Annotated in this window: 25 protein-coding genes; 3 read left to right on the forward strand and 22 right to left on the reverse strand. The window is 46.5% G+C overall.

Going from position 1 to position 24,639, the window contains the following annotated elements; genetic code table 11:
• From HRU42_RS16110 to HRU42_RS16210, 21 genes are all read right to left on the reverse strand, one after another.
• A partial coding sequence (locus HRU42_RS16110) for an ATP-binding protein (protein WP_295032471.1) occupies window positions 1-961 on the reverse strand: 961 nt, incomplete at its 3' end.
• 97 nt (window positions 962-1,058) lie between these two features.
• Entirely contained in the window at window positions 1,059-2,492 is a 1,434-nt protein-coding gene (locus HRU42_RS16115; protein WP_295032473.1) for a sigma-54 dependent transcriptional regulator, read from the reverse strand.
• Between the two features lie 287 nt (window positions 2,493-2,779).
• Window positions 2,780-3,190 (reverse strand): flagellar export chaperone FliS, encoded by a 411-nt coding sequence (gene fliS, locus HRU42_RS16120; protein ID WP_295032474.1) that lies wholly within the window; start codon window positions 3,188-3,190, stop codon window positions 2,780-2,782.
• Window positions 3,191-3,196: 6 nt separating this feature from the next.
• Complete coding sequence (locus tag HRU42_RS16125) at window positions 3,197-3,517, reverse strand: flagella biosynthesis chaperone for FliD, FliT (RefSeq protein ID WP_295032476.1); 321 nt, start codon at window positions 3,515-3,517, stop codon at window positions 3,197-3,199.
• Window positions 3,518-3,574: 57 nt separating this feature from the next.
• The gene (gene fliD / locus HRU42_RS16130) at window positions 3,575-4,936 is read right to left on the reverse strand and encodes a flagellar filament capping protein FliD (protein WP_295032478.1); all 1,362 of its coding nucleotides are present in this window, start codon (window positions 4,934-4,936) and stop codon (window positions 3,575-3,577) included.
• Between the two features lie 72 nt (window positions 4,937-5,008).
• Window positions 5,009-5,395 (reverse strand): flagellar protein FlaG, encoded by a 387-nt coding sequence (locus HRU42_RS16135; RefSeq protein ID WP_295032479.1) that lies wholly within the window; start codon window positions 5,393-5,395, stop codon window positions 5,009-5,011.
• 189 nt (window positions 5,396-5,584) lie between these two features.
• On the reverse strand, window positions 5,585-6,955 hold the full coding sequence (locus tag HRU42_RS16140; RefSeq protein ID WP_295032481.1) for a flagellin: 1,371 nt from the start codon (window positions 6,953-6,955) through the stop codon (window positions 5,585-5,587).
• A 201-nt stretch (window positions 6,956-7,156) separates the two neighbouring features.
• Complete coding sequence (gene flgL, locus HRU42_RS16145; RefSeq protein WP_295032482.1) at window positions 7,157-8,371, reverse strand: flagellar hook-associated protein FlgL; 1,215 nt, start codon at window positions 8,369-8,371, stop codon at window positions 7,157-7,159.
• An 11-nt stretch (window positions 8,372-8,382) separates the two neighbouring features.
• Window positions 8,383-10,296: a flagellar hook-associated protein FlgK gene (gene flgK, locus HRU42_RS16150; RefSeq protein ID WP_295032485.1), complete on the reverse strand. Its 1,914-nt coding sequence runs from the start codon at window positions 10,294-10,296 to the stop codon at window positions 8,383-8,385.
• Between the two features lie 112 nt (window positions 10,297-10,408).
• Complete coding sequence (gene flgJ, locus HRU42_RS16155) at window positions 10,409-11,416, reverse strand: flagellar assembly peptidoglycan hydrolase FlgJ (protein WP_295032487.1); 1,008 nt, start codon at window positions 11,414-11,416, stop codon at window positions 10,409-10,411.
• 209 nt (window positions 11,417-11,625) lie between these two features.
• Complete coding sequence (locus tag HRU42_RS16160; RefSeq protein ID WP_295032488.1) at window positions 11,626-12,717, reverse strand: flagellar basal body P-ring protein FlgI; 1,092 nt, start codon at window positions 12,715-12,717, stop codon at window positions 11,626-11,628.
• A gap of 40 nt (window positions 12,718-12,757) precedes the next feature.
• Entirely contained in the window at window positions 12,758-13,444 is a 687-nt protein-coding gene (gene flgH / locus HRU42_RS16165; protein WP_295032490.1) for a flagellar basal body L-ring protein FlgH, read from the reverse strand.
• Between the two features lie 10 nt (window positions 13,445-13,454).
• Window positions 13,455-14,243 (reverse strand): flagellar basal-body rod protein FlgG, encoded by a 789-nt coding sequence (flgG, locus tag HRU42_RS16170; protein ID WP_295032492.1) that lies wholly within the window; start codon window positions 14,241-14,243, stop codon window positions 13,455-13,457.
• Window positions 14,244-14,253: 10 nt separating this feature from the next.
• Window positions 14,254-14,997 carry a flagellar basal-body rod protein FlgF gene (gene flgF, locus HRU42_RS16175; protein ID WP_295032494.1) on the reverse strand — a complete coding sequence of 248 codons (744 nt, stop codon included), beginning with the start codon at window positions 14,995-14,997 and terminating at the stop codon, window positions 14,254-14,256.
• Between the two features lie 368 nt (window positions 14,998-15,365).
• Window positions 15,366-16,727, reverse strand: a complete 1,362-nt coding sequence (gene flgE, locus HRU42_RS16180) for a flagellar hook protein FlgE (RefSeq protein ID WP_295032495.1) — start codon at window positions 16,725-16,727, stop codon at window positions 15,366-15,368.
• 175 nt (window positions 16,728-16,902) lie between these two features.
• The gene (flgE, locus tag HRU42_RS16185; RefSeq protein ID WP_295032497.1) at window positions 16,903-18,267 is read right to left on the reverse strand and encodes a flagellar hook protein FlgE; all 1,365 of its coding nucleotides are present in this window, start codon (window positions 18,265-18,267) and stop codon (window positions 16,903-16,905) included.
• Between the two features lie 50 nt (window positions 18,268-18,317).
• Complete coding sequence (gene flgD, locus HRU42_RS16190) at window positions 18,318-19,127, reverse strand: flagellar hook assembly protein FlgD (RefSeq protein WP_295032499.1); 810 nt, start codon at window positions 19,125-19,127, stop codon at window positions 18,318-18,320.
• Between the two features lie 13 nt (window positions 19,128-19,140).
• Window positions 19,141-19,557, reverse strand: a complete 417-nt coding sequence (gene flgC, locus HRU42_RS16195) for a flagellar basal body rod protein FlgC (protein WP_295032501.1) — start codon at window positions 19,555-19,557, stop codon at window positions 19,141-19,143.
• 2 nt (window positions 19,558-19,559) lie between these two features.
• Window positions 19,560-19,958 (reverse strand): flagellar basal body rod protein FlgB, encoded by a 399-nt coding sequence (gene flgB, locus HRU42_RS16200; RefSeq protein WP_295032503.1) that lies wholly within the window; start codon window positions 19,956-19,958, stop codon window positions 19,560-19,562.
• A gap of 334 nt (window positions 19,959-20,292) precedes the next feature.
• Window positions 20,293-21,132, reverse strand: coding sequence for a protein-glutamate O-methyltransferase CheR (locus HRU42_RS16205; RefSeq protein WP_295032512.1), 840 nt, complete (start codon window positions 21,130-21,132; stop codon window positions 20,293-20,295).
• Between the two features lie 133 nt (window positions 21,133-21,265).
• A complete protein-coding gene (locus HRU42_RS16210) occupies window positions 21,266-22,186 on the reverse strand; it encodes a chemotaxis protein CheV (protein ID WP_295032504.1) in 921 nt (306 codons plus the stop codon).
• Between the two features lie 220 nt (window positions 22,187-22,406).
• On the opposite strand from HRU42_RS16210, the gene flgA reads away from it, so the two are divergent.
• From flgA to HRU42_RS16225, 3 genes are all read left to right on the forward strand, one after another.
• Window positions 22,407-23,111, forward strand: a complete 705-nt coding sequence (gene flgA / locus HRU42_RS16215) for a flagellar basal body P-ring formation chaperone FlgA (RefSeq protein ID WP_295032506.1) — start codon at window positions 22,407-22,409, stop codon at window positions 23,109-23,111.
• Between the two features lie 83 nt (window positions 23,112-23,194).
• A complete protein-coding gene (gene flgM / locus HRU42_RS16220) occupies window positions 23,195-23,515 on the forward strand; it encodes a flagellar biosynthesis anti-sigma factor FlgM (RefSeq protein WP_295032508.1) in 321 nt (106 codons plus the stop codon).
• A gap of 7 nt (window positions 23,516-23,522) precedes the next feature.
• The gene (locus HRU42_RS16225) at window positions 23,523-23,948 is read left to right on the forward strand and encodes a flagellar export chaperone FlgN (RefSeq protein ID WP_295032509.1); all 426 of its coding nucleotides are present in this window, start codon (window positions 23,523-23,525) and stop codon (window positions 23,946-23,948) included.
• Window positions 23,949-24,364: 416 nt separating this feature from the next.
• On the opposite strand, the gene HRU42_RS16230 is transcribed toward HRU42_RS16225, so the two are convergent.
• A partial coding sequence (locus tag HRU42_RS16230; protein WP_295032510.1) for an LPP20 family lipoprotein occupies window positions 24,365-24,639 on the reverse strand: 275 nt, incomplete at its 5' end.

The following is a 24,639-nucleotide window of genomic DNA, read 5'->3' on the forward strand; positions in this document are numbered from 1 at the left end:
CTACAGATTGCACTACCGCAAGGCCCAGACCTGTGCCTTGGGGCTTAGTGGTGAAGAAAGGTTCGAGTACTTTTTGTTGCATCCCTTTATCTAAACCTTTGCCGTTATCGGTAACATGGATCTGAATTTGATGCTCAGTTTCGCATCCTCTTAACTCGATAAGTGTCGCCCCAGCTTCTATGCCATTGATCACCAAGTTATTAATTGCAGAACTTAATGTAGCAGAATTAGCCAAAAACTCGCTGACAGAATTATCGACTCGTATTAATTTACACCAGTGTTGCTCTGCAATGGGCTCACAATTGGCCATCACATTATCGAAAATCGTTGACACCTGATGTGCCTCGCCTTGATCTTGCCCTCTTCCCTTCGCCATCAACAACATGTCATTGACCTGATGTTCGAGCTCATTGAGCCTGTCGACTAGCTTGGTCTGAAAGCGGGCTCTCGATTGCGCCGATATTTTGGTACTGGCCAGATTAGACGCGTAAAGTAGTGCCGCGGTTAACGGAGTCCTCACTTGATGTGCCAGAGTTGCCACCATTTTCCCCAATGCCGACAAACGCTGTAGATGTGATAGGTTCTTCTGTAACAAGCGAGTTTCGGTGAGGTCGGTAAGCACAATCAATTGTCCAGGCTCGGGCGTTAACGGCGTTATGGCCAATTTTACCCGGCGGCCATTCTTAAGCGAGACTTCGTGACCATCATCATCTCGAGGGGAGAAGGCACGATTGATGATCTGCAGCCATTTGAGTCCTTCTAAGGGTAAGCCTAACAGCTCTACAGCAACCGGATTAGCCTCTGTGACCAGTCCATCTCCATTGATGATGATGATCCCCGATGGCATAGCCTGCAAAATATGCTCCATACGATTCGACATATTGGCAGCTGGCGCTGTATCCAAGCATTTAGGCGATTCTTGGTTCAAACGATTAAGTTGTAATTGAGGACTTACGGACATATCCACTCCGTCAAAAAAATGCTGCTAACGGGGCAGATGCACAAAGTGGGCCAAATGAGAAAAGGGCGCGAGTTCCTAGGGGCCTAGGAACTGCTATTTAATCCTTACCCATACCGTACTTACGCATCTTCTCGACTAAGGTTGTACGCCTGATCCCCAGCATTTCTGCAGCGCGGGCAACAACATTATCTTGCTGCTCGAGCGCTTGTCTGATCATATCTATCTCAAGCTCAGCAAGAAGATCTTTCAAGTTGACTCCTTCCGGAGGAAGCTCACTTGGGAAGCGAGTTTCGGGGATCTCTATCGTCTCTTCATCACTGAAGATAGCGGCCAAGGCATCGCGTTCCTGCTCCTCTTCACTGATCTCCACACAATATTCAGGCACATCAATATGCCGATATTTATGCGGTAAATCGTTCACATCGACCAGACCACCAGGATAGAGTATGGTGAGTCGCTCGACTAGGTTGGAAAGCTCTCTGACATTGCCGGCCCATCGGTGCTCTTTGAGAGACTCGATAGCTCGCTGGGTAAATCTAACCTTGCCACGACCTTCATTGTAAACTCGGCTAATCAGCTCTTGTAAGAGTAAGGGAATATCGTCTTTTCTTTCACATAGGGCAGGCATTTCAATGGGGAATACATTGAGGCGGTAGTAGAGGTCTTCCCTGAAATCACCATCGGAGATCATCAGTTCCAAGTCTCTATGAGTCGCAGCAACGACACGCACATCGGCCTTGATAGGCTTACTGCCACCGACACGTTCAAACACTCGCTCCTGGAGTACACGGAGTAGTTTAACCTGCATCTGCAGTGGCATATCGCCAATTTCATCTAAGAAAAGCGTGCCCTTTTCAGCGAGTTCGAAGCGACCCTTTCTGGCACTGATGGCACCGGTAAATGAGCCCTTCTCATGGCCGAATAGTTCACTCTCTAACAACTCGGCAGGAATGGCACCACAGTTAACCGGAATGAAGGGGCCATCGCGCCTATCAGAAATATAATGTATATTTCTTGCGACAACCTCTTTACCTGTACCCGACTCACCCAGAACCAAGACCGTCGCTTCAGAAGGGGCCACCTGGCCAATCAAATGCCTGACTTGTGCTATCCCTGCACTTCGACCCACCATACTTCTAAATAACTTAGTCTGATTAGCACTGGTGGGAGTTTCTGGACGTCTTGCCTGGCCAAAGACCTGACAGAAATGCAGTAATTCCGTTAATTGGGGATAATTCAGTGGTTCTTCTATATAGCCAAGTATATTAGAGGCGTTGACGCCGTCCTGCTTACCTAGCAATAAAATTGGCTGCCAAGGCAGTTTCCCTGCAAGGGATTGAAATAACTCTTTAGACTGTGAGTCAACAGTAATAACCAAGGCCCGGTATCGAGTACTTCGTAGTCGCAGTTCAAGTTTATCGATTGAGACTAACTCAACTTGCTCACCTAAAAACTCAAATACACATGATAAGCGATTCATTCGCTCAGACTGGTTACCGACAAGTAGAATTCGTTGATCTGTTTGCATCATTAAAAAAGCCGTAAAGCGCTCGTTATTATTCGCATTAATTATTAGTGTTTGTTGCTAAAAAGAGATGTAGTGTTTCCATTACACATTTAAACAAAATCACTACCATGAGGAATAGTGTATTATCAGCAAGCTATTAGCAAGTCTCTGACGCATTTAATGCTTAACTGGATTCATATTCATTAAACTCATTTGATTCTAGCTGATAAATCCAACGAATCCATAATGTTTTGTCAAATAATTGACTCAGGCCAATTATTTGGGGCTGCGCGCCCCGAAATTAATTAAAACTACACAGCTTCTGTATGCGACACAATATGATGCTGCGCTTCTGGAATCGCATCCCACCCTTCCTTGATGGTTTTCAACATATCACTAACATCGACTAACGCTTGCACGTCGTTATTTATATTCGCTTCAGAAAGACGACGCAACATGAAGTCATACAGAGCACTCACATTAGCTGCTATCTCTCCCCCAGCATCCATATTCAAGCTGTTATTAAGCCCATTGATGATACCTATAGCCTTACCAATATTGATGCCTTTGGTTGCTGGGTCTGTATGCTCTATCGCATAACGACTCTGGGCAATTCGTTGCAGCGCACCTTCAAACATCATCTGAATAATTCTATGAGGCGAAGCTACCGCTATTTCGCTATCTACCGATACTTGACGGTATGACTGTAATGACCTTCTCATAAAAACCTACCTATTTGAATTTATCATCTTATATGCATTAATTTGACGTTGGCCTTGTTTGCTGTTTTGTAACAAACTTTGCCTAAGCCTCATGACTTTCCTTGCCTGTACTTTATATTTTTGTGTCAGCATTAATTGCTGCTCTAGATACGCTCTGTTGTCAAAATCACTATCTGCAACTAGGTGTTCGAGCATTTTTTGACGCCGACCGAGTAAATTCTGCAAGTCTGATACCAGTTCATCACCTTGCTCATAATTAACATCGATTTCATCCAGATTAAGTAAACTTAACGACAAGGCTTCGTTTACATCATTCAGTTCTTGCATTGAGTCTTTTCCTCACTAATACGCAATAAACCATGAGCGCGCCAATAATGCCGCTCCCTAGTTTTTCCTCACGACTCCAGGTAAAGAATCCAATCTCGATTGCAACATGCTGCTCTGGGCATTTAACTGACCCACAATGGCATCCATAGCATTGTACTGCTTATACAGCCGAGCTTCATAGGACGCCATCTTTGTCTTTAAACGTTCCCTACTGTCCGTAATCCTTTCTACCTGGTTATCTAAACTATCATCACGAATTTCGAATACGCCGCCTGCTTGGAGATATTTTTCAGCCAGGGTATCTAACGTTGTGGCTAATCCAGTATCTTCAGCACTAAAAAGGGTTTTTATCTGCTCAAAATTGGACTCGAGGGCCTCATCTAACTTGTCACTATCGATTTCTAACGGACCTTCACGCGTCGCACTTATCCCCATTGAAGATAGGAAAAGGCTACCATCTGGGGTGCTAAACTCACTTGACGTTATCCTTCTCAGCTGCCTCTCAATGTCGCGTACCAGCCTATCACCCTGTAAAATCCCGGCTGTCTTAGTCTCGGGATCGTAGCTTGACATATCATCGAGTGTTTTTAGCAGACTATTATAGGAATCCACGAAACTGATAATGCCATTTTTAACCGCTCCGGTATCGCGCTCAAACGTCAGGGTCGTTGTCTTGTTCGGATCCGCTTCGGTCAGTGTCAAGGTGGCACCGGTTATTGCGTTGGTTACCGTGTTAGAACTGGAGGTTACCGTTAAACCATCAATTTTTATGCGGGAGTCTTTGGCTTCCTGAACCTGGGTCATGGTGAAAGTATCACTGAGCGGTGTGCCGGGACCGACATCGGTTGCGCTGACACTAATTTGATTGGCAGTACCTGTACTCGTAGAGGTTAATACCAATTTAGCCCCATCATCGTCATTAATGATCGTCGCTAAGATGCCAACATTATCTTCGGCACTGTTTATCTTCTCTACTAAGGACGACAACGAATCGGTGGCATTGGCCGCAATATCGAAACTGTTTCCATCAACAGTAAAACTTAGCGTCCCCTCACCGACAGCCGCTTCGGCATCGGACGATGCTAAGGTACTGACTTTTTGACTTTGAGCCAACTCCTCTACCACCAAACTATAGCTACCGGCTATCGCGGTCTCATCTATCGTTGCACTAAAATAATCACTGTTTGAGAGTTTCACTCTCTGATTGATAAAAGACTCAGGATTGGAGAGATACTCTAGCTGAGTTTGGAAATCTGACATGGCACTCTTGAGTGAGCCAATAGCAGATATCTTGGCATTAAGCGTGCCCTCCTCGGCATTGAACCTCGCTATTTTTGGCGCCTCTTCGGCGCCAACTAGCGCATTGACTATGCCAGGGATGTCCATTCCTGAGCCGATACCAGCTGCAGATATTCCCATGCTTCCTCCTATGACTCAACTGGGTAGGCTAAACGCTAACCAGTGTAAAAAACAAACTAACGTAACAAGTCATCATGCTTCCGTTTTCATCAGTCCCCCGGAAACCTCGAACAACTTCTGTGCCAACTTTAATGCTTCTTCGGTGGGGATTTGACGAATCGTCTCCCCCGAGTCCATATCCATCACATTGACCACTGAGACACCAGAACTCTCATCGATCCTAAATGCCAAGCCCTTTTTCATCAGCAACATGGTATCACTAAGTTCAGCAACAGCTTGCTGTAATTGTTCAGGATTTGCTTCCTCGGTCATCTCTGAGACTTTATGACTCTCTTCAACGGCTTTGACTGCGGCTCTTGGTTCAATATCAGTGGTCTCTGCAGTCGTCCCTTTGAGCGGGACTGGCACTTCGCTCTTGTTACTTGTGATAGTCGATGGACTGACTAAGTTAATATTCATCCGATGCAAGCTCCTCTCGTTTATCAATCCCTTGTCTAAACCTGTTTTCATCCTGATGTAGAAATTATGCCATTAAATATCACCTGGCGATAAACAAAAAGGAAGATCCACTGCTGAATCTCCCCTTAATCACGTGATGAGTTCGCTATGACCCTACTGCTTCATTTGACTCATGCACTAGGGTGACGATTAAAGTAGCGACAAGGCGACTTGTGGTAACTGATTCGCCTGAGCTAACATAGCTGATGATGTCTGCGACAAGATCTGCTGCTTGGTCATCTCCGCTGTTTCTTTGGCAAAATCAACATCCTGAATACGACTTCGAGCATCTGCCACATTGGTCTGAATATTTTGCAGGTTGTTAATCGTGAAGCCCATACGGTTTTGTACCGCACCTAAGTCCGCACGTTGGCTATCGATACTCGCGAGTGCGCCATCAATAACGCCTAGGGCATCTTGTGCGCCGTCAACGGTTGAGAGGTCGATGGCAGACACAGAGCTTAGGGCGGATTTGCTATTACCGACTAGCTCCGCCGTATCTGCGGTGCCATCAGAGCCCATCGTAAAGCCTTGTGAAGATGTGATCTTAAGTTCTGCGACTTGTGATACGCTACCCACGCCGGCAGCAGTACCACCCAATGTAACAGTACCGGCAGTACTGCCAGTGATTTCTGCACCATCAACTCCGCTCGCTTTCAAGTTGATTTCGGTACCATCATACGTGGCATCGAAACCATCACTGGTTAAATCCTCAGCCAGTTTATCCATCTCGCCGGCATATTTCTGTAAGTCATAGCTTTTGTCACCGACAGTTAACGTACCGTCGTCGGCTGCAGTTAATGCCCCTATGGTCGTCTCTAACTTAGCTTCGGCTGTGACGCCTGCACCTGAGGCATTGATTGAATCCGCCACTCCCGCTGGTCCACCTGCGACACCGACTGTCTTACCATTGATATAGATGTCGCCAGCTGTAACCGTAGCGAGCTGGGTGGCTAAATCGTTTGCATCTGTGTTGCCATAAACGGTACCGCCACCTTTCACTTCATGAAGTCCGATGGCGTTAGCAGCCGTTGAGTCGATAGTCACTGAGATGGTTTCATTTGCATTTGAGCCGACTTGGAATTTTTGTGTACCGTAACTGCCATCGAGTAAGTTTTTCCCTGCGAAATCGGTCGTGTCTGAAATACGGGTTAATTCAGCATTCATATCCATTAACTCGCTCTGGACTGAATCCATATCTACCTGGTTTAGACCTCCACCCGCAGCCTGGAGCGACAGCTCACGCATACGTTGCAAGATATTGGTTGATTCCTGCATCGCACCTTCAGCCGTTTGCGCAACAGAGATACCGTCATTCGCATTACGCATTGCCACGTCAAGACCGTTAATCTGACTGGTCATACGATTTGAAATCTGTAGTCCTGCCGCATCATCTTTTGCACTATTAATTCTAAGACCCGTGGATAACCGCTCCATAGAAGTCTGTAGACTATTGTTAGCACTATTTAAGCTGCCTTGTGCCTTCATTGATGTGACGTTGGTGTTTACTGAAATAGCCATAATTCGTTTCCTTTTATACCTGACTGTTTAGACTATGCCTGTCTGCGCGAAGCCAGGCGGATCTGTTCGGTTACAATGTATTTAACGGCAATACTCGTTTTTACTTTAGACATTTTTAAAAAAAACTTGAGAATGCCCAGTGATAAGGATTAAGCCTGAGTCCCTCCCCCTCTAGGATGCTTGCACGCTCGTTGTTCACGCTTATATATAATCAAATAAAGAGGTCGAGCTCACTCTGCCAAATAGAGTCGATACGGCATTTAACGCCAATTGTTGTTTTTCAAACTCAGTAATCGCCGAGGCGTAATCTAAATCCTCCAACAATGACAGGGCTGAACTATTGACTAACTTTACATCTTCATGACCTGACTGATAACTCTCGACACGTTTTAAGTCGTTACCTGCAATGCCTCGATCGAAATCTATTTGCCTTGTCCCACTGGTAATATTACCCAATAAGTGTGCCAACTCCGCGCTGCCCTGGGGGGTGTTAATCTTATTAGGCGATTCGAGCAGTGTTATAGCCTGATTAATCGAGTCAAAAATACTGACTTCAGTTTGCGGGGACAGGGTGAAGGTATCCCCTGCCGCTGGGGCTCCATCGATTTTTACGTCGATGCCATTAAAACTCACAGGCTTGCTGGGATCGAAGTTAGCCACCACCACTTGTGATGTGCCAGCCGAATCAACAACGTCTAAATCAACGCCGCCGGTTCCATTATCGGTGAAGCTGAAGGTATATCCCTCAGGTGCCACAGGTACATGACCACCAGGAGTCACAATATTGGCACTGGCAAGATTAAATTCACCGATTTGGCCTGGCAAATAATTGACGCTAAAATCACCTAAGGCATTCGCCGCGTTCATAAACACGCTATCGCCCGGCAAATTTGTGCCGACTGTGACTCCGGATGCCACAACGGCTTGCCTCACGCCACTGTCACCGCTATAAACTATGTTCCCTGATGAATCGAAGGCGAAGGGTTGAGTCGAGGTTCGATCACCTGAAAAGAGATAATTGCCGGACTCATCTTTTGAGTTTGCAATGGATAACAGCTCCTCGAGACTCGACCTCATCTCGTTAGCAATCGTCACCTGATCCGTATCGCTCAAGCTACCATTTACGGCGCTTAGTACCTGTTCTTGGATTGAACTGACTAAGCGTTCAGCGCTGCCTAACTTGCTCTCAGCAACCGCTAAGTGACCGGTTGCATAATCGATGTTTTTTATAAATTGATCGACCAGGGCGTTTTGCTGATACAAGTTATCTATGCCTATGGCCGCAACAGGATCGTCTCCCGCGGTATTGACCCGCTTACCTGTGGATAATTGCTCCATGATCTGACTGGTTGCCGATTGCCGATCCAGCACACTGTTGATGCTTTGATTGAACATTTGAGCCGTAGAAATTCTCATATCAGCCTCCTTTATCTAACCGCGTTCAATAGGGTGTCAAAAATTTCATTGGCCGTGGTCATTATCCGCGCCGATGCTTGATAAGCTTGCTGAAATCGCAGTAGGTTGGCCGCTTCTTCATCGATATTCACCCCAGATTCGCTCTGCACTCGGTTATAGGCCTGTAAATAAACTGACTGCGCCGTTCCAGCGGCAATGTCGGCCGCCTTGGCTTTGCCACCCACACTTATTTTGGTGCCTTGATACACATCACTCAATGTCGAGCCACCACTGTTCATCAACTTGGCTTCACTCAAATTCGCCATGGCAACTGCATTGGTGTTATCACCTGGGGCAAATGAAAAATCAAAAGTGAAGCTCTGCGTTGAAGTCGAGGTCGTATCAAGATCGAAACTAAAGCCATTACTGGTAATTGTCGGTGGAGTATATGCCGCTGCGCCACTCACTAAAGTGCCTGATGCATCGAATACGGTAAAAGTATTGGCTAGCGGATCAATCTGATACGTTAACTCAGACCCCGTCAGTGGAAGATTGGCATTATTCCTATCTATGCTAATGATCTCGATTTGAGTATTAGCAGAATTGGACGAAGCTGGTGTCACTTTAGCACCCGCAGCGGCTATCCCTTTGGCATCCGTCATCTCTACGGCAATACTCGCAGCCGCGCCAGCAGAGGGCCTTATTTCAAACTTGTCGCCGTCGGCTAATGCACCTGAATCGATATGTATAGAGAAACCATTAGCACCGTCGAGCTGTGTGCCATTTAAGGTCAGTGGGCTGACACTGCCAGTGATTGTGTCTTTCAACTCATAGGTTGCCGGGGCCGTATATTTCAACTCGAAACTGCTGCCGGACAAGCCGCCTACATCATCAATATTGACTCTTAGGTTAGCCGTACCTGAGTTTGACGCAAAACCACCTACTCGCCCAACAGACATAGTCGGATCATTGATATCTTTGAAGATGTTCTGGCCCATATCACCATTAAGGTCGAAACCTTGACCATTGGCCTGATTGAACGCATCTGCGACACCTAAGCTAAGTTGGCCTAATTCGAGTTCTGCCGGAATGAGGGTTTCATCGCGAAATTCAAACAAGGCCCCCAGCTGCCCCCCCATCTTGGCCGGATCTATGGTCTGGCTCTGGCTGCCTATATTAGCGACGACTCTTAGCTCTCCCGGATGAGGGTCTCCCGCCATAGTGCCTAGGGACATAGATACTTCAGCGGAAACCAACATCACAGCACCACCTAACATGATGCTTTTAGCGCCGGTATCTAACGGAATAACATTCACTTGCGCATATTGGCTCAGCTCCTGAATGAGGGCATCTTGCCTATCTAACAAGTGCGCATCTTCACCCTGAGACTTCATCAACTCTTGATTGAGTTGACCCAGCTCTTTACTGATCTCATTGATTCGGTCCGTGATGCCGGCGATTTGATCATTGGTCTGCTTCATCTGACCATCTAGATGGTATTGCATCTGGTTCAGGCTATCCGCCAGTTGGCCTGCAGAACCTAACACAGAGCCACGAATGCCCATATCATCAGGCAGATCGGCTAAACTATTTAAACTGGCAAACAAGTCATTCAGACCCTGTGGTATGGATTTACCAATTTGTGAAAACAGTTGATCCAGTTCACTCATCTTAGTTTGAGTGGTCTGAGCTTCACTGGCACCCGTTTGACCGATCCTCAGCTCGCGAGCGGCATATTCGTTATAGATACGTTTTACATCTGAAATGTAGGTGCCTGCACCATAGAATTCTCCCCCCATACTCTGGGATCCTATGCTGGACTGTTCGGCAACTTGCCTGTGGTATCCCTGGGTATTAGCATTAGCGATATTATTACTGGTCACAGCAAGCTGGGCCTGAGAAGCCAAGACACCGGTGCGGGCAATATTCAACAGATCCATAGACATTACACACGACTCCTATCTAGTTGCGGCTCATCTAACATCACACCTTGTTGCTCTCTTTGCTGCACTCTTTGCGGCAAAGTGGAAAGCTCAACTCTGTTAGCAATAAAAATCATTACCTTGCTCCCAGAGATGGCAGACTAAGATCCGGCTTAATCGATTCCATCACCTTAATCACTTTATCGGCATAGTGAGGATCCGTTGCATAACCGGCATCTTGTAATGCCTTGATAAATTCGTTGGGGTTGGCGGCTTTCTTTAACGCTTCTTGATATCTAGGCCCTGTAGAAATAAAACTGACAAAATCATCAAAACTTTGCTTTATGTCTTCATAGACACGAAAATCGGCTTTTTGTTGTACCGCGATGCCTTGTTCGAACTCGAGCGTAGTGACCAGAGCCTTATCACCCTGCCAACGTTTATCCGCTTTGATGTTAAAAAGGTTGTTACTAGATCCGCCTCCAGCTCCTTTGACCATTTTCTGACCCCAACCCGTTTCCAGAGCCGATTGTGCTATCAAGACTTCGGGTTTAGTGCCTAACGCTAGCGCCGCTTTTGCTGCATGGGGGTAAAGCTTAGCGACAAAATCATCTCTATCGTTGAAGGTCAATTCTGACTGCCTCACTGCGGATGGCAAACTCTTGCCTGTCAAAATACTGTCTACAGGGCCCATGGGGTTAGTGTCTGAATTGCCCCTGGAATTGATGTCTTCATCCGGTGCTATCGCCCGATTCATCACATTCGCCTTGAACGATGCCTGAGACAAGTGGCCTTGCTCGCCCCCACGCAGTGCAGACGCTGGGGTAACCTTGCTGGTTTCGGGAGAAAGTTGCTGCATCATCATCTCTGCGAGACCCAAGATGCCCTTTTCTGATAAGTTGATCGACATCTGCTGATCATGCATCTGCTCATAGAATTTGGTGGATTGGCTATTCATCGGGCTATCCGATTCGAAGCCTGCATTGGCAGCCCGCATGCTCTTCATCAACATTTGCACGAAGATCCCTTCGAATTGCTGGGCAACTTCCTTCAAAGCGGCCTTATCATCTTTCAAGGCCTTGGCTCTTAACGAGTCGAGACCTCCGATGTCCATAAAATGTGATGAATTTGACAGCTTTTGCATAAAAGTTCCCGGTTGTGCCGACAATAATCAGACGGTATGGTTTTTATAAAGCAAGGCACATGCCAGATCATCGATAGATTGAGTGTTAATCCAATAAACATCGAGTTTTTAGGGGCATTGGAGAGTGATAGGCTAATGAAGAGAAGCATTAGGGTCTGGAATCAGGCCCTAATGTTAAAGATAGCCAGCTCATAAAATAGAGCATATAGCTAGATGATGATGAGTTCCCCCTGCAGCGCTCCAGCCACATTCAAGGCCTCCAGAATAGCCAGCACATCTGAGGGAGCCGCGCCCACTAAGTTAACCGCCCTAACCAGCTCGTCCAGTGTCGTGCCAGGATTAAACATAAACATACGCCGGTTTGACTCATTGACATCTATGGTGCTGTCTGAGGTCACCACGGTTTGGCCACGTGCCAAGGCATTGGGCTGTGATACCTGAGTCGCTTCGGCAATCGTAACGGTTAAGCCACCATGGGTCACTGCCGCAGGTAACAGACGCACATTTTGGCCTACCACTATGGTCCCGGTACGTGAGTTTACGATAATTTTGGCAGAACCGGATGCAGGTTCGACCTGAATGTTCTCTAATGTCGCCAGGAAGGACACTCGCTGAGACACATCCCTTGGCGCGCTAACTTGTATCGAAGCCGCATCTAATGCCCTCGCCATTCCGGGGCCCAGCAACTCATTGATGGCATCGGCTAATCGTTTTGCGGTGGAGAAATCGGCGCGACGTAAATTAAATGTGAGGTAATCGCCGCTCGAAAAAGGCGTAGCCACTGTACGCTCGACGATGGCGCCGTTTGGAATTCGGCCAACTGTAGGCGTGTTTTGAATGACTTTAGAGCCATCTAGACCTTCTGCGCTGAAACCACTGACCACCATGTTGCCCTGTGCAATGGCATAGACATTGCCATCGACCCCCTTGAGGAAGGTCTGGATTAAGGTTCCGCCGCGCAGACTCTTGGCTTCGCCCAAGCTCGACACAGTGACATCTAGAGTCTGTCCTGGTTTGATAAAGGGCGGCATATCCGCATGGACCGCAACGACGGCCACATTCTTAATTTTAGGCCTGAAATTAAAAGGAAGATTAATACCGAAGTTTTTCAGCATGGTCTTAAACGTCTGCTCGGTGTAACGCGTCTTCTCACCCGTGCCTGGCAGACCCACGACCATACCATAACCTATGAGCTGGTTATGGCGCACCCCTTGAACGTCGGCGATATCTTTTATCCTTTGGGCCTGACTCGGTCCAGCGACGAACATGAGTAGGAAAAGATAGAGCATATTTAATTTCATAAGGTTAACTCCTTAAACATGACTGGGCTATGTGGCAGGTTTAGAAGGGCCACCAGCTGCCCATAAAGAACGAACTGAGCCAGCCCACTTTTTGCACGTCCGCAAATGTGCCGGTACCACTGTATTGAATTCGCGCATTGGCGATACGTGGTGAGTCTATGGTGTTATCCGGACGTATATCTTGTGAGCGTACCACCCCGGTCAGTCGAATAAATTCATCGCCATTATTGATACTTATCCACTTCTCGCCGCGAATAACTAGGTTACCGTTGTTGAGTACCTGCATCACATTGGCCGAGATGCTGCCGGTTAAGCTATTACTCTGATCGGCATCAGACTCACGCTTGGTATTCATGCTGTCCTTGTAGCGCAGATCTATGGGCTGTCCACTTATGGTGATATTACCACCTCCAGCATAGATGGGATCCAGTGATAAGTCGGTGCCCTTCTTAAGTTCATTGTTGGCACTCTTCGACGCCTGAGTTTCTTCCATTAAAATCACTGTGATGATGTCACCGACCTTGAGCGCCTTAATATCGGAATAGAGGCTAGATGCCTGACTGTCCTGATACATGGAACCTGTGGCGGCAATCTTAGTCGGCGGTGCTTCTGGGTACACAGGGGCATAGTAAGGGTCGTCGGGGATCGGCTTGTTATCGCTCGTCGAACTGCAGCCACTCAACAACAAGGCCAACAACAATCCTGATAGAGAAAAATATGTATTCATCGACTAGCCTCTAGAGATTCTGGTTTATGTAAGACAGCATCTGATCGACCGCCGTGATAACTTTTGAATTCATCTCGAAGTTGCGCTGGCTCTGGATAAGATTCACCAACTCTTCGGTCACGTTAACATTCGAGGTTTCCAGCGAGCCTTGTTGAATGGCCCCCATGCCGTCCAGCGACGCAGTACCTTGAATTGGCGTGCCACTGGCACCCGTTTCAAGGTATAAATTCTGTCCCATGGGGTCCAGTCCGCTTGGATTGATGAAATCTGATATTGCTAATTGGCCGACAACCTGATTCTCTGCCGTTCCAGGTGTCTTAACCGAGACTTCGCCCTCGGCAGACACAGTGATCCCAGTGGCATCATCAGGAATGGTTATGCCCGGCTGGACCACATATCCTGACCCTGATGTCACCATTTGCCCGGTATCATCTAAGGTAAATTGGCCATTGCGGGTATAAGCCGCCGTACCGTCTGGCAGTTGTATCTCAAAAAAACCAGGTCCGTTAATCATCATATCCATGGCGTTATCGGTCGTTAGCAAGTTCCCCTGGGTAAACACCTTCTGAGTCGCGACAACCTTAGTACCAGCACCGATATTTAACCCATTGGGTAACTTGGTATTTGACGCGCTGATACCGCCAGCTTGATTAACATTTTGATAGAGGAGGTCTTCAAAAACCGCACGACTCTTCTTATAACCAATCGTGCTCGCGTTGGCCACGTTGTTAGAGATCACCGATATATTCGTTTGCTGAGCATCTAAACCTGTCTTACTAATCCATAACGCGGGATGCATAATATTACTCCTAGCTAATACGCATTAATGAAGAAGAGGCTTTATCCATCTCTTCTGCTGTTTTCATCATCTTGACCTGCATCTCAAATTGACGTTGTAAGTCAATCAGTGACACCATCTCAGAGACGGCATTAACATTACTGCCTTCCACTGCACCACTCTCTAAGGTAATAAAAGCATCCGCAGGGGCATTGTCACCAGATATTAATCTGAACAGACCGTCTTCCCCTCGCATCAAATTCTGATTGCCAGGGTTGACTAACTTGATACGGCCAACTTCTTCGATGTTTTCTGCCGGAGAGCCTAAGGGTCTGACTGAGATGATGCCATCTTGAGCAATCTCTACCTTCTCGATAGGCAGTGGCAACACGATAGGACCGGCATCCCCCATGATAAGATTTCCGCGGTCGTTGCGCAGTAGGCCACTAGTGTCAAAACTTAAACTGCCGGAGCGAGTGTATGCCTCTCCGCCATCGGCGCTCTGCACCGCAATCCAACCTTCACCTTTAACCGCGATATCGAGATCTCTACCTGTGGTCTTGATGGGGCCCGCAGAAAAGTCAGCCGATGGACTCTCAGTCATGGCAAATACGCGGGTCGGCAAGCCTTCACCGAATGCTTGCATCGAACGAGCTTGCTCCATATCCGCCTTGAAGCCGTCGGTATTGGCATTGGCTAAATTATTTGCCCGTACAGCCAGGGAGTTCATATTCTGCTTTGCGCCACTCATGGCGACATAGAGTAATTTATCCACTGGGTTCCTCCGTCAATCATTTGGTTAATACTTGCTGATAACAAAATAAAGCAAACATCATGCCAGAATAAAAACAAATAATTGGCGCTTGGATATAGAGGCGTAAAAAAAGATAGGCTATTAAGCGGAAAGGCATTGCCGGGCGGCAATGCCTTCTTGTATCGATGACACTATATCGAGCAAATTATCGCATCTCTAGTCTAGTATTGCCTGTTGCAAGGTATTATGACTCCAAGTGTCCTCGTTATCGGATCTGTAACTCTAGTATTGCCTGTTGCAAGGTATTATTGACTCCAAGTGTCCTCGTTATCGGATCTGTAACTCTAGTATTGCCTGTTGCAAGGTATTATTGACTCCGAGTGTCCTCGTTATCGGATCTGTAATATGGTCTGTTGCAAGGTATTATTGACTTCCAGTGTTCTTGAGTTCGCCTGGAAGTTACGTTGAGCAGAGATCAGATCCACCAGCTCTGTGGTCAAGTCTACATTCGACTGCTCTAACGCAGATGAACGTATACTGCCAAAAGTACCGCTATTAGCCTCACCAGCCAATGCCTGACCCGAATCTTGGCTAGCCTTCCAAGAAGTGTTCCCCACTTGAGTCAGACCTTGCTCATTGGCGAAACGCGCCAGGGCCACCCTAGCCAGTGCGACTGTTGTGCCATTACTGTAACTGGCATTAACCAAACCATCTGCGCCAACTTCGACATTGGTTAGACGCCCCACAGTGGTACCATCTTGGTTCAGCTCGGTCACCTCGAACGTCGAGGCATATTGAGTCGGATTATTAAACGCTATCGTCAGAGTTTGCGTGCCATCGGTGCCAGGCCCTAGCACATTGGCACCAGCGACGCCCAAAGATTCTGTTTTAATTGTGGCAGGATCACTGCCGGTGTATGCCCCAATATCGTTGAACTTGAGCACTGCACCTTTCCAACCGCCAGCAGTCACTGCAGTGCCGGTTCCATCTGGGGTACCGTCTGCATCTGTATCCGTTTGATAGCTGCCAGCTGCACCATCTACGTCGACTTGTTTGCCATCCACCGCATAATAGGCCACCCAGTTACTCTCACCGGTATAAGCCCCATTCGGCGGACGCACGAAATAGGTGGTCATAATATGCGGCTCACCCAAGGAGTCATACATGGTCACGGCCGTCGAGTTATTATAGGTATCGCGATCGTTAGGATCGAACAAGGCAGGATCTAATGTAGAGTCACCGGCATTTAAGTTCATCTGTATGCTAATATCGCCTGTCATCTGCGGGCTGCCAGCGGTATCAGGTATCGCAACAGGCTTAGTCGTAGTCAGGCTGACTGATGTCGAGTTGCCATCCTTATCTACCGGAAAGGTTTGCAAATAGTTTCCTTGAGAATCGACTAAATAGTTACTCGAGTCCACTTTAAACGCACCGGCACGTGTAAAGGATTGATCCTGGCCATTAATATCAGAAGAGGTGACAAAAAAACCACCACCATTAATGGCCATATCCAAAGCATTATTGGTAAACTGCATACTCCCTTGATGAAATTGCTGAGCAACTTGGCTGGTTGTCACTCCTCCGCCAACGGCAGTCTTACTATTAGAAAAAATAGAATTTGCATACACATCGGCAAACTCAGTGCGAGACTCTTTAAAGCCTATACTGTTCACGTTAGCGATATTGTTCGCCGTGGTGTTTAGATCTTTTTGAGCGGCAGCAATTCCACTCAACGCGATATTAAATGACATAATTTACCTATATTCAATCGATAACGGCAGGTGGAATACTAGATACCACCAGAATTCAATTTAATTCAACAGGCAATGAGAGTCTCTCCCATTGGTATTCAAATTTTACCTTGCCTGTCTAATGTTTTTCCTGATTTAACCAGGCTAGTGGCGCAACAGACGAATAAGCAGCCGATTATCGGATCTGCAATATGGTCTGTTGCAAGGTATTATTCACTTCCAGTGTTCTAGAGTTCGCCTGGAAGTTTCGCTGAGCAGAGATAAGATCCACCAGCTCTGTGGTCAAGTCGACATTCGATTGCTCTAATGCAGATGAGCGAATACTACCGAAGGTGCCACTATTGGCTTCACCTGCCAGTGCCTGGCCCGAACTTTGGCTAGCCTTCCAGGAAGTGTTCCCCACTTGGCTCAGGCCTTGCTCATTGGCAAAACGCGCCAATGCCACCCGAGCCAGAGCGACTGTGGTGCCATTACTGTAACTGGCATTAATCAAGCCATCGGCGCCGACCTCGACATTAGTGAGACGACCCACAGTGGTGCCATCCTGATTTAACTCGGTAACCTCGAACGTAGAGGCATATTGCGTCGGATTATTAAAGTCTATCGTCAGAGTCTGCGTTCCATCGGTTCCAGGACCTAGTACACCTGCACCGCCAACCCCCAACTGCACAGTTGTAATAGGGTCAGGAGAGGTACTGGTATGTGCACCCGTATCGTTGAACTTGAGCACAGCGCCTTTCCAACCTCCAGCTGTAACAGCTGGAGTCCCTGTCACATCTGCCGTGCCATCACCGCTTGTATCTTGATCGTATACCCCAGCCGCGCCAGCCAAGTCAACTTGTTCACCATCTACGGCATAGAAGGCCACCCAATTACTCTCACCGGTGTAAGCCGCATTCGGTGGACGCACGAAATAGGTGGTCAAGATATGCGGCTCACCCAGGGAATCATACATGGTCACCGCGGTGGAGTTGTTATAGGTATCACGATCGTTAGGATCAAACAGGGCGGGATCTAACGTAGAATCACGGGCATTAAGGTTCATCTGAATGCTAATATTTTCCGTCTTCTCGGGACTACCCGCCGTATCAGGGATCCGCACCGGCTTGGTGGTGGTTAAACTCACTGATGTCGAGTTGCCATCCTTATCGACAGGAAAGGTCTGTAGGTAATTTCCTTGTGAGTCAACCAGGTAATCTGAGGAATTGACTTTAAATGCGCCCGCTCGGGTAAAGGAGTGGTCTTGGGCTTCGAGATCTGACGAGGTCACGAAGAATCCGCCACCATTGATCGCCAAATCCAGCGCGTTATTGGTAAATTGCATACTGCCTTGATGAAATTGCTGCGCGATCTGACTGGTGGTTACACCACCGCCGACCGCCGTTTTACCGTTAGCAAAGATGGAATTCGCGTACACATCGGCGAACTCAGCACGGGATTCTTTAAAGCCAATGCTATTCACGTTGGCTATATTGTTTGCCGTGGTATTTAGATCTTTCTGCGCAGCTGCGATGCCACTCAATGCTATGTTAAACGACATAATTCACCTCGATTCAAATTCAATTCATTACAGCACGCCTAGAAACGATATCACACCTCTGAAACCGCCAAGACGTCACCAAGTTTAATGCCGCCAATACCGCGTAAATTTAAGATTGAACCGGTAGATGCGGTCCCTAGAGAGACACTGGTAACATGAGCATAAGTTGACACTGCCAGATCTTCACTCTGTCCATCGACTCTACCACTGGCTTTAATCGAGTAAATGCCACTTGGCATCGGCTCACCATTTTTGTCCAATCCATCCCAGGACACATCGACATTGCCGCCCTGACTACCATCAATGTTAAACGTGGTGATCAGTTGCCCTTTCTCATCTTCGATGCGTACCACTATGGTCTCGATAGCCTCAGGCGTACTCACGACTCCCTTAAGCACTGGGTCTTCCTCCGAGAGATGGCCGGTATCCGACGGGATCAATACTTTCTGCCCCACCAGTCCAGAAGCTTGCAGTGCCTGACTAGAGGTCATCACGGCATTAAGATTAACAATCTCATCATTGAGATTACTGATGCCGTCAACGGTAGAAAAAGCCGCCATTTGCGCAATCATCTGATCGTTATCGACAGGTTTAAAAGGATCTTGCATCGACAGCTGTTGGCTCAAGAGAGAGAAGAAATCCTCTTGGCTCAGCTCTTGATTATTTGACTCTGGTATTGTTTTCTCATCAGGCAGACGAATCGCATCGAGAAACGGATTTCCCGTTGACGTCTGCTCAGTAGACCGAGTTGCGGCCGATTCAACAGCAGAGGCTTGCTTGGACGGCGCACTCGACTGAGTCGACGTTTGAGCCTGTGCCCCTGAGGGTTGAGTTTGACTAAGTGGGTTAATGAGGCTCACTTTTTACCTCCTATTATTTGCCAATTCTAAGGGTTTGTTGAAGCATAGATTTTGCTGCATCAGCCACCTGAACATTCATTTGGTATGATCTGGATGCCGAAATCATATTAGCCATCTCCTCCATCACATTGACGTTAGGTTTATAGATAAAGCCATCCCCGTCAGCCATGGGATGGTTTGGAGAGTACTCTTTCAACAAGGGGGCATCACTTTCTACTATGCCCTTCACCACGACCGAGGGTGATGATTGCTGTTGATGACTGGCTTTGGCCATCTCGGCTTCAAAAATGGGGTGACGCGCACGGTAGGTCTTATCGACACTACTTGAAACAGAATCGGCATTAGCTAGGTTACTCGCTGTGGTATTCAATCTTATTGATTGAGCCGACATGCCAGAACCGGCAACATTAAAGATATTAAATAGACTCATGATTAATTTCCTCTTAATGCTTTCTTCAGACCAGCAAACCTACCATCGAGAAAGCCGAGCGACATCTGATATTCGAGTGCATTTTGCATAAATTCTGACTGTTCTTTTTGCATATCTACCGTATTACCATCACCAGTATCAGGCTGATTCGGCACTCGATATCCATGACTTTGTTGTGATGACGCCGCCAGATCAAAGTGTCGACTATCACTGCGGCTCATAGCCAAACCACCTTGCCTACTGGTTGCAGCTTGTAATGCCTTATCAAAGTTAACATCACGAGCCTTATAATGGGGAGTATCGGCATTGGCAATATTAGATGCGATAACTTCAGCACGTTGGGCTCTGATCCCGAGTGTGTATTGATGCACACCCAATGCCTTATCAAAATTAATCGCCATAAAATTGCCTCCTGAACTCGATATCATAAAATAAAGCAATACTTGTGCCAAAAATGAAGGGCATGCTAACCGACGAGGATACTTAGCCGCTAAACGCTGACAAGATCTCGATATTAAGGGCCGAAAACTGACAAGTTAAAACTTGGCCGACCATGTGAAGCAGAATGTTTTCGCTCTTGAGGTGAATATTGCTCGAAATGAGCCGGTGAAAGCCCTACGAGTCAGAAAGTTGGCATCTTCGTAGGGTCAAATAGGTGAGCCGTAAGCTTATGGGAGGGGCACGGCTGTCCAATAGAACTCGTCAGCCATCTAGCACCACGAGTCTTGTCGGCGGTTAAGTTTTCTTCTGGTAATAGATGCCTGGATTACATCTGACCATATCAAATTCTTCGGTTAAGCCGGCGATAGACTCCGAAGCGCCAAGAAAGAGTATGCCTTTAGGGTTCAATGCGGCAGCAAATTGCCGCAATATTTTTTCCTTTGCCTCAGGGGCGAAGTAGATCAGTACGTTGCGGCAGAAAATAATGTCAAACTTACCGAGCAAGGTATAATTTTCAAGCAAATTATGAGCTCTGAAGTTAATGAATTTCTTCACGTTATCTTTAATGACCATGGTCCCGGAACTGGTAGAATCAAAAAACTGACGCTTTCTCTGATCTGACAAGCCACGACCTAAGGCTAAATTATCGTATTCACCATTCTTACACTTCTCGAGCATAGAAGGTGACAAGTCTGTGGCTAAAATGGATGCACTACCAGGTAAAGTACCGGGTCTCTTCTGTTGATACTCTAAGATAGTCATCGCTAATGAGTAAGGTTCTTGCCCCGACGAACACGCCGCCGACCAAATTTTAAGTGGCCGGCCCAGTTTTGAGTAGCCGGGTAAGAGTGCGCTCGACAGAAGTTCGAAAGGATAGCGGTCTCTGAACCACAAGGTTTCGTTGGTCGTCATGGCATCGATCACAGCCGACCTGAGCTGACGCTCTGTGGGCTTCATCGAACGCCTAACGACTTCAGAAAGTGAGGGCAGATTATACTCGCCCATCAAGGGTGCCAGCCTACTCCGCACAAGATACTGCTTATTATCGCCCAGCACGATACCGCTGTGTTGCTCCAGAAAAAGTCTAAATTGTGTATATTCGGTTTCAGCGAGTGATTTATTCGGCAACTTGATATCCTAGTATCAAAAAAACAGCTATAACGACTTAACTAAACTCAGTATAACGAGATCCAATCCGAGCGCAGTTTTATACACGAGACAGTCACAATAAACAAGCTTATTGTAACTTACTGCGCCCTAATGATCATTAAAGGCTCAAATGCTTATTGACTGCTGCTGCAAGTTCATCTGGATTAAATTTAGCAATAAAATCATTTGCGCCAACTTTCTCAACCATGGCTTGGTTAAATACCCCACTCAAAGACGTGTGCAGCACCACTTTAATATTCTTCAACTTAGGGTTGTCTCTGATCTCTGCAGTTAAGGTGTAGCCGTCCATTTCAGGCATTTCAATGTCTGAGATAATGAGCGGGATCTCGGTCGATACATCGTCCATTTCGGCAGCAATCGCCGTCAATTTGTCCAGTGCTTCTCTGCCATCTTTGGCTGTATCTATCTGCAAACCTAATGACACTAGTGACCTAATGATCTGTTTACGGGCCACGGCCGAATCATCTATGACCATAATATGGAAATGTTTTTCCCTATCTAAGGTCAGCTGTTCATCGGCTTTTTTACTTATCTCAGTGTTAACCGGCGAGATCTCATCAAGAATCTTCTCCACATCGAGTATTTCTACCAGCTCGCCTTCAATTTCGGTCACAGCCGTGAGATATGAGTATTGTCCAGCCCCCTTTGGTGGCGGTAAGATGGCTTCCCAGTTCATATTGATGATCCGCTCAACCGAACATACCAAGAAGCCTTGAACACTCCTATTGTACTCAGAAATGATGATGAAACAGTTATCGATATTTTCGACGGGCCGCCCGCCTGTAGCCGCACTCAAATCGATTACCGAAATCGTCTGACCACGAATATGGGCGATCCCTTTCACATAAGGGTTTAACTTAGGCAGCTTGGTAAGAGGTGGACATTGCAGTACCTCTTTTACTTTAAAAACATTGATGCCATACCTTTGACGACCATTGAGTTTAAATAACAATAACTCTAAACGGTTCTGACCAACTAACTGTGTTCGTTTGTTCACTGACTCAAGAATGCTTGACATAATGCGCTTGCCCTGTCGTCTTTTAAATGTGACCGAATATTCATAATTTATGAACACTAGGCATAGTAATTGCTTGCTTTCTTATGAGTGGTAAATATCTCACAACTTGGCCCTTTTATAGTCAAGTTTATGGCGCCTTAAGTTTATTATTGAGAAGGCAATTTTTCGATCACTAAGAAAGTATAGGTATAATCTAGCTTATCAAGCTAGTCTATTCATTATGAAAGTAAAATATGTCCTCTTCAGTTTGGTATTTTTGTCAAATCATGCGTTAAGCAGACAAGATGCGAGTGTGCCTTCTCTATCGGCCATATCCCAATTAGCTATAGGGGTTGTAGAAGAAAAAATAAATGTCGCGGAGCATGCAAGAGTTAACATTATCCCGCAACGTTTAGACACGCGGCTCAAGCCACCATTATGTTTCCCCCCCATAAAGGCGGAATTAGCCAGTAACAGAGCGATAAAACGCAACAACACGGTAAAAATAACCTGTAACAGTCCGCAACTTCAATACCCTTGGCAAATATTCATCTCCGTAAGAGTCGACATTCTTTACCCGGTTGTTGTCTCCAGAGCGACGTTGGGACCAGGGGATTTAATCGCTAAAGGCGACATTGCCATCAAGTATGTAGAGCAAACTATTCTACGAGGTCAGCAATTCCATCATCTGGACGAGGTTGTTGGTACCAGAGTAAAAAGAAGAATTGCGCCCGATCAGCCAATATTCAGTAATAACCTCTGTTTCGTCTGCAAAGGAGATTCGGTGTCAATTTTTGCACGCACAGAGAACTTTGAAATAAAAACCGTCGGAGAAGCGCTGCAGGATGGTAATTTAGGTGATAGAATTCGTATTAAGAACACCTATTCGAATAAACGTGTCGACGCAAGAGTCATAGATGTAGGCAAGGTCGAGGTCAGAATGTAATTTTGCTTAAATTTTATTAAAGCTCAGGGTATCACTGCCGATATACCATTATGTTCTTTTATTTTTAATTGTTGGAGCCAAACATGGCTATTGATATTAAGCAAGCAAACACAGCAGTACACACTCAAATGAGCAAATCTCCTGCACATAAAAGCAGTGAACAAACCAGTGATAACGCGGTCAGTTCTCTGAGTACGCCACCTAAGAGTGACTCGGTATCTCTAACCCCTCAGGCACAGCAACTACAAAACACTCAAGCCAGAATGACTGATATGCCAGAAATTAATGAGCAAAAAGTTCAAGAAATAAAGCTGGCTATCGCAGAGGGGCGCTATAAGATTGACCCAGAAAAACTGGCTAGCAACATAGCTCAGTTTGAAAATGACCTAAAGGGAATGCATTAGTAATTTTATGAGCAAGATAAACGACATCGTCGAACATCAGTTCGAACTGCTTAATAAGCTAAAAATAATCATCACAGATGAGAACGCTGCACTGAGCAATCAAGATGCAGACCTGCTACTTTCGTTGGCGAGCGCCAAGGCAGGATTACTCGATGAGCTGAAAAGTAAAGATGAAGCGTTATCCCTCCATGATGATAAGGCCCTACTCAGGGATGATGTAAACCTATCGGCTCGAGTGGCATCGATAAAAATGCTGCTGGATGAATGTAAACAATTAAACAGCGCAAACTTCAGCCTGATAGAACTGAATATCGCCAGCATGAATCGCTTTTCCCAGGCACTGCAAGTTAGCCGCAATGCATCTAGTTTGACCTATAATGACAAGGGTAAGACCTCGACAATATCAAGCCTAGGCAATGATATCCAAGCCTAACAGCCCATCTTTAACTTCCCAGCCCTAACTGTTTTAAGTGCTCCAATTTAAGTATCACAGTGACTCAAGCCTCAAGATAGCAATACCCGCTTTATGAGCCAGATAAACATACCCTAGTCTCGAAGCCCTAATCTCAAACCCTAGCTCAAAACCCTAGCCTCGATAATGACAAGAGATACTCTAGAAACCACTCCCACATTGCTCAGCCCCAAACACAGTCAGGTCTTCACCATAGAAGAGAAATATGGTCGGCAGAAGAGGAATTAGCCCAACTGTCATTAACCAGATGATTAAGAACCATGGTTATGAGAAAACCATGGGCCAGACAATGGTGAGAAAACCATGAAGGAAATGAGTAATCGAAAGGAAATCAAAGACAGCAAGCCTACAGCTTCCTGTCTTCAATAGTGAACAGCTTAAAAGTAAGTGATCTCTGTTATTTTTCGCGGTCTATTTTGCTGCTGATACAAGGCCCATACCAAGGAAAAATCTAACTCGAGTTCAGTCACATAATGATCTCCGGCAGGATAACTCCTTACCACTTTAGCGCCGCGTATCACACCTGATACCGATGCATGAATGCTATCATTGGTTAACATCCAATCATTGACACTGCTGCTTGCTGACAACTGCTGGCCAAAAACCTGTTCGGCTAATTCTCTGTATGCAACAATTTTCGAGGCTTGCATCG

Origin of the sequence: Shewanella sp. (assembly GCF_013214165.1) — a bacterium.
Lineage (GTDB): Bacteria > Pseudomonadota > Gammaproteobacteria > Enterobacterales > Shewanellaceae > Shewanella.

Bases quoted from the DNA above. Each gene is read 5' to 3' on its own strand.
- fliS (WP_295032474.1), bottom strand. From the start codon at position 3,190: ATGAGAAGGTCATTACAGTCATACCGTCAAGTATCGGTAGATAGCGAA.
- HRU42_RS16225 (WP_295032509.1), top strand. From the start codon at position 23,523: ATGAGCAAGATAAACGACATCGTCGAACATCAGTTCGAACTGCTTAAT.
- flgE (WP_295032497.1), bottom strand. From the start codon at position 18,267: ATGTCGTTTAACATAGCATTGAGTGGCATCGCAGCTGCGCAGAAAGAT.
- HRU42_RS16135 (WP_295032479.1), bottom strand. From the start codon at position 5,395: ATGAATATTAACTTAGTCAGTCCATCGACTATCACAAGTAACAAGAGC.
- flgJ (WP_295032487.1), bottom strand. From the start codon at position 11,416: ATGCAAAAGCTGTCAAATTCATCACATTTTATGGACATCGGAGGTCTC.
- flgG (WP_295032492.1), bottom strand. From the start codon at position 14,243: ATGCATCCCGCGTTATGGATTAGTAAGACAGGTTTAGATGCTCAGCAA.
- flgA (WP_295032506.1), top strand. From the start codon at position 22,407: ATGAAAGTAAAATATGTCCTCTTCAGTTTGGTATTTTTGTCAAATCAT.
- HRU42_RS16210 (WP_295032504.1), bottom strand. From the start codon at position 22,186: ATGTCAAGCATTCTTGAGTCAGTGAACAAACGAACACAGTTAGTTGGT.
- flgB (WP_295032503.1), bottom strand. From the start codon at position 19,958: ATGGCGATTAATTTTGATAAGGCATTGGGTGTGCATCAATACACACTC.
- flgH (WP_295032490.1), bottom strand. From the start codon at position 13,444: ATGAATACATATTTTTCTCTATCAGGATTGTTGTTGGCCTTGTTGTTG.
- flgM (WP_295032508.1), top strand. From the start codon at position 23,195: ATGGCTATTGATATTAAGCAAGCAAACACAGCAGTACACACTCAAATG.
- fliD (WP_295032478.1), bottom strand. From the start codon at position 4,936: ATGGGAATATCTGCAGCTGGTATCGGCTCAGGAATGGACATCCCTGGC.
- HRU42_RS16160 (WP_295032488.1), bottom strand. From the start codon at position 12,717: ATGAAATTAAATATGCTCTATCTTTTCCTACTCATGTTCGTCGCTGGA.
- HRU42_RS16140 (WP_295032481.1), bottom strand. From the start codon at position 6,955: ATGGCTATTTCAGTAAACACCAACGTCACATCAATGAAGGCACAAGGC.
- HRU42_RS16115 (WP_295032473.1), bottom strand. From the start codon at position 2,492: ATGATGCAAACAGATCAACGAATTCTACTTGTCGGTAACCAGTCTGAG.
- flgK (WP_295032485.1), bottom strand. From the start codon at position 10,296: ATGTCTATGGATCTGTTGAATATTGCCCGCACCGGTGTCTTGGCTTCT.
- flgL (WP_295032482.1), bottom strand. From the start codon at position 8,371: ATGAGAATTTCTACGGCTCAAATGTTCAATCAAAGCATCAACAGTGTG.
- flgE (WP_295032495.1), bottom strand. From the start codon at position 16,727: ATGTCATTTAATATCGCGTTGAGTGGAATTGCTGCCGCTCAAAAAGAT.
- HRU42_RS16125 (WP_295032476.1), bottom strand. From the start codon at position 3,517: ATGCAAGAACTGAATGATGTAAACGAAGCCTTGTCGTTAAGTTTACTT.
- flgC (WP_295032501.1), bottom strand. From the start codon at position 19,557: ATGAGTCTATTTAATATCTTTAATGTTGCCGGTTCTGGCATGTCGGCT.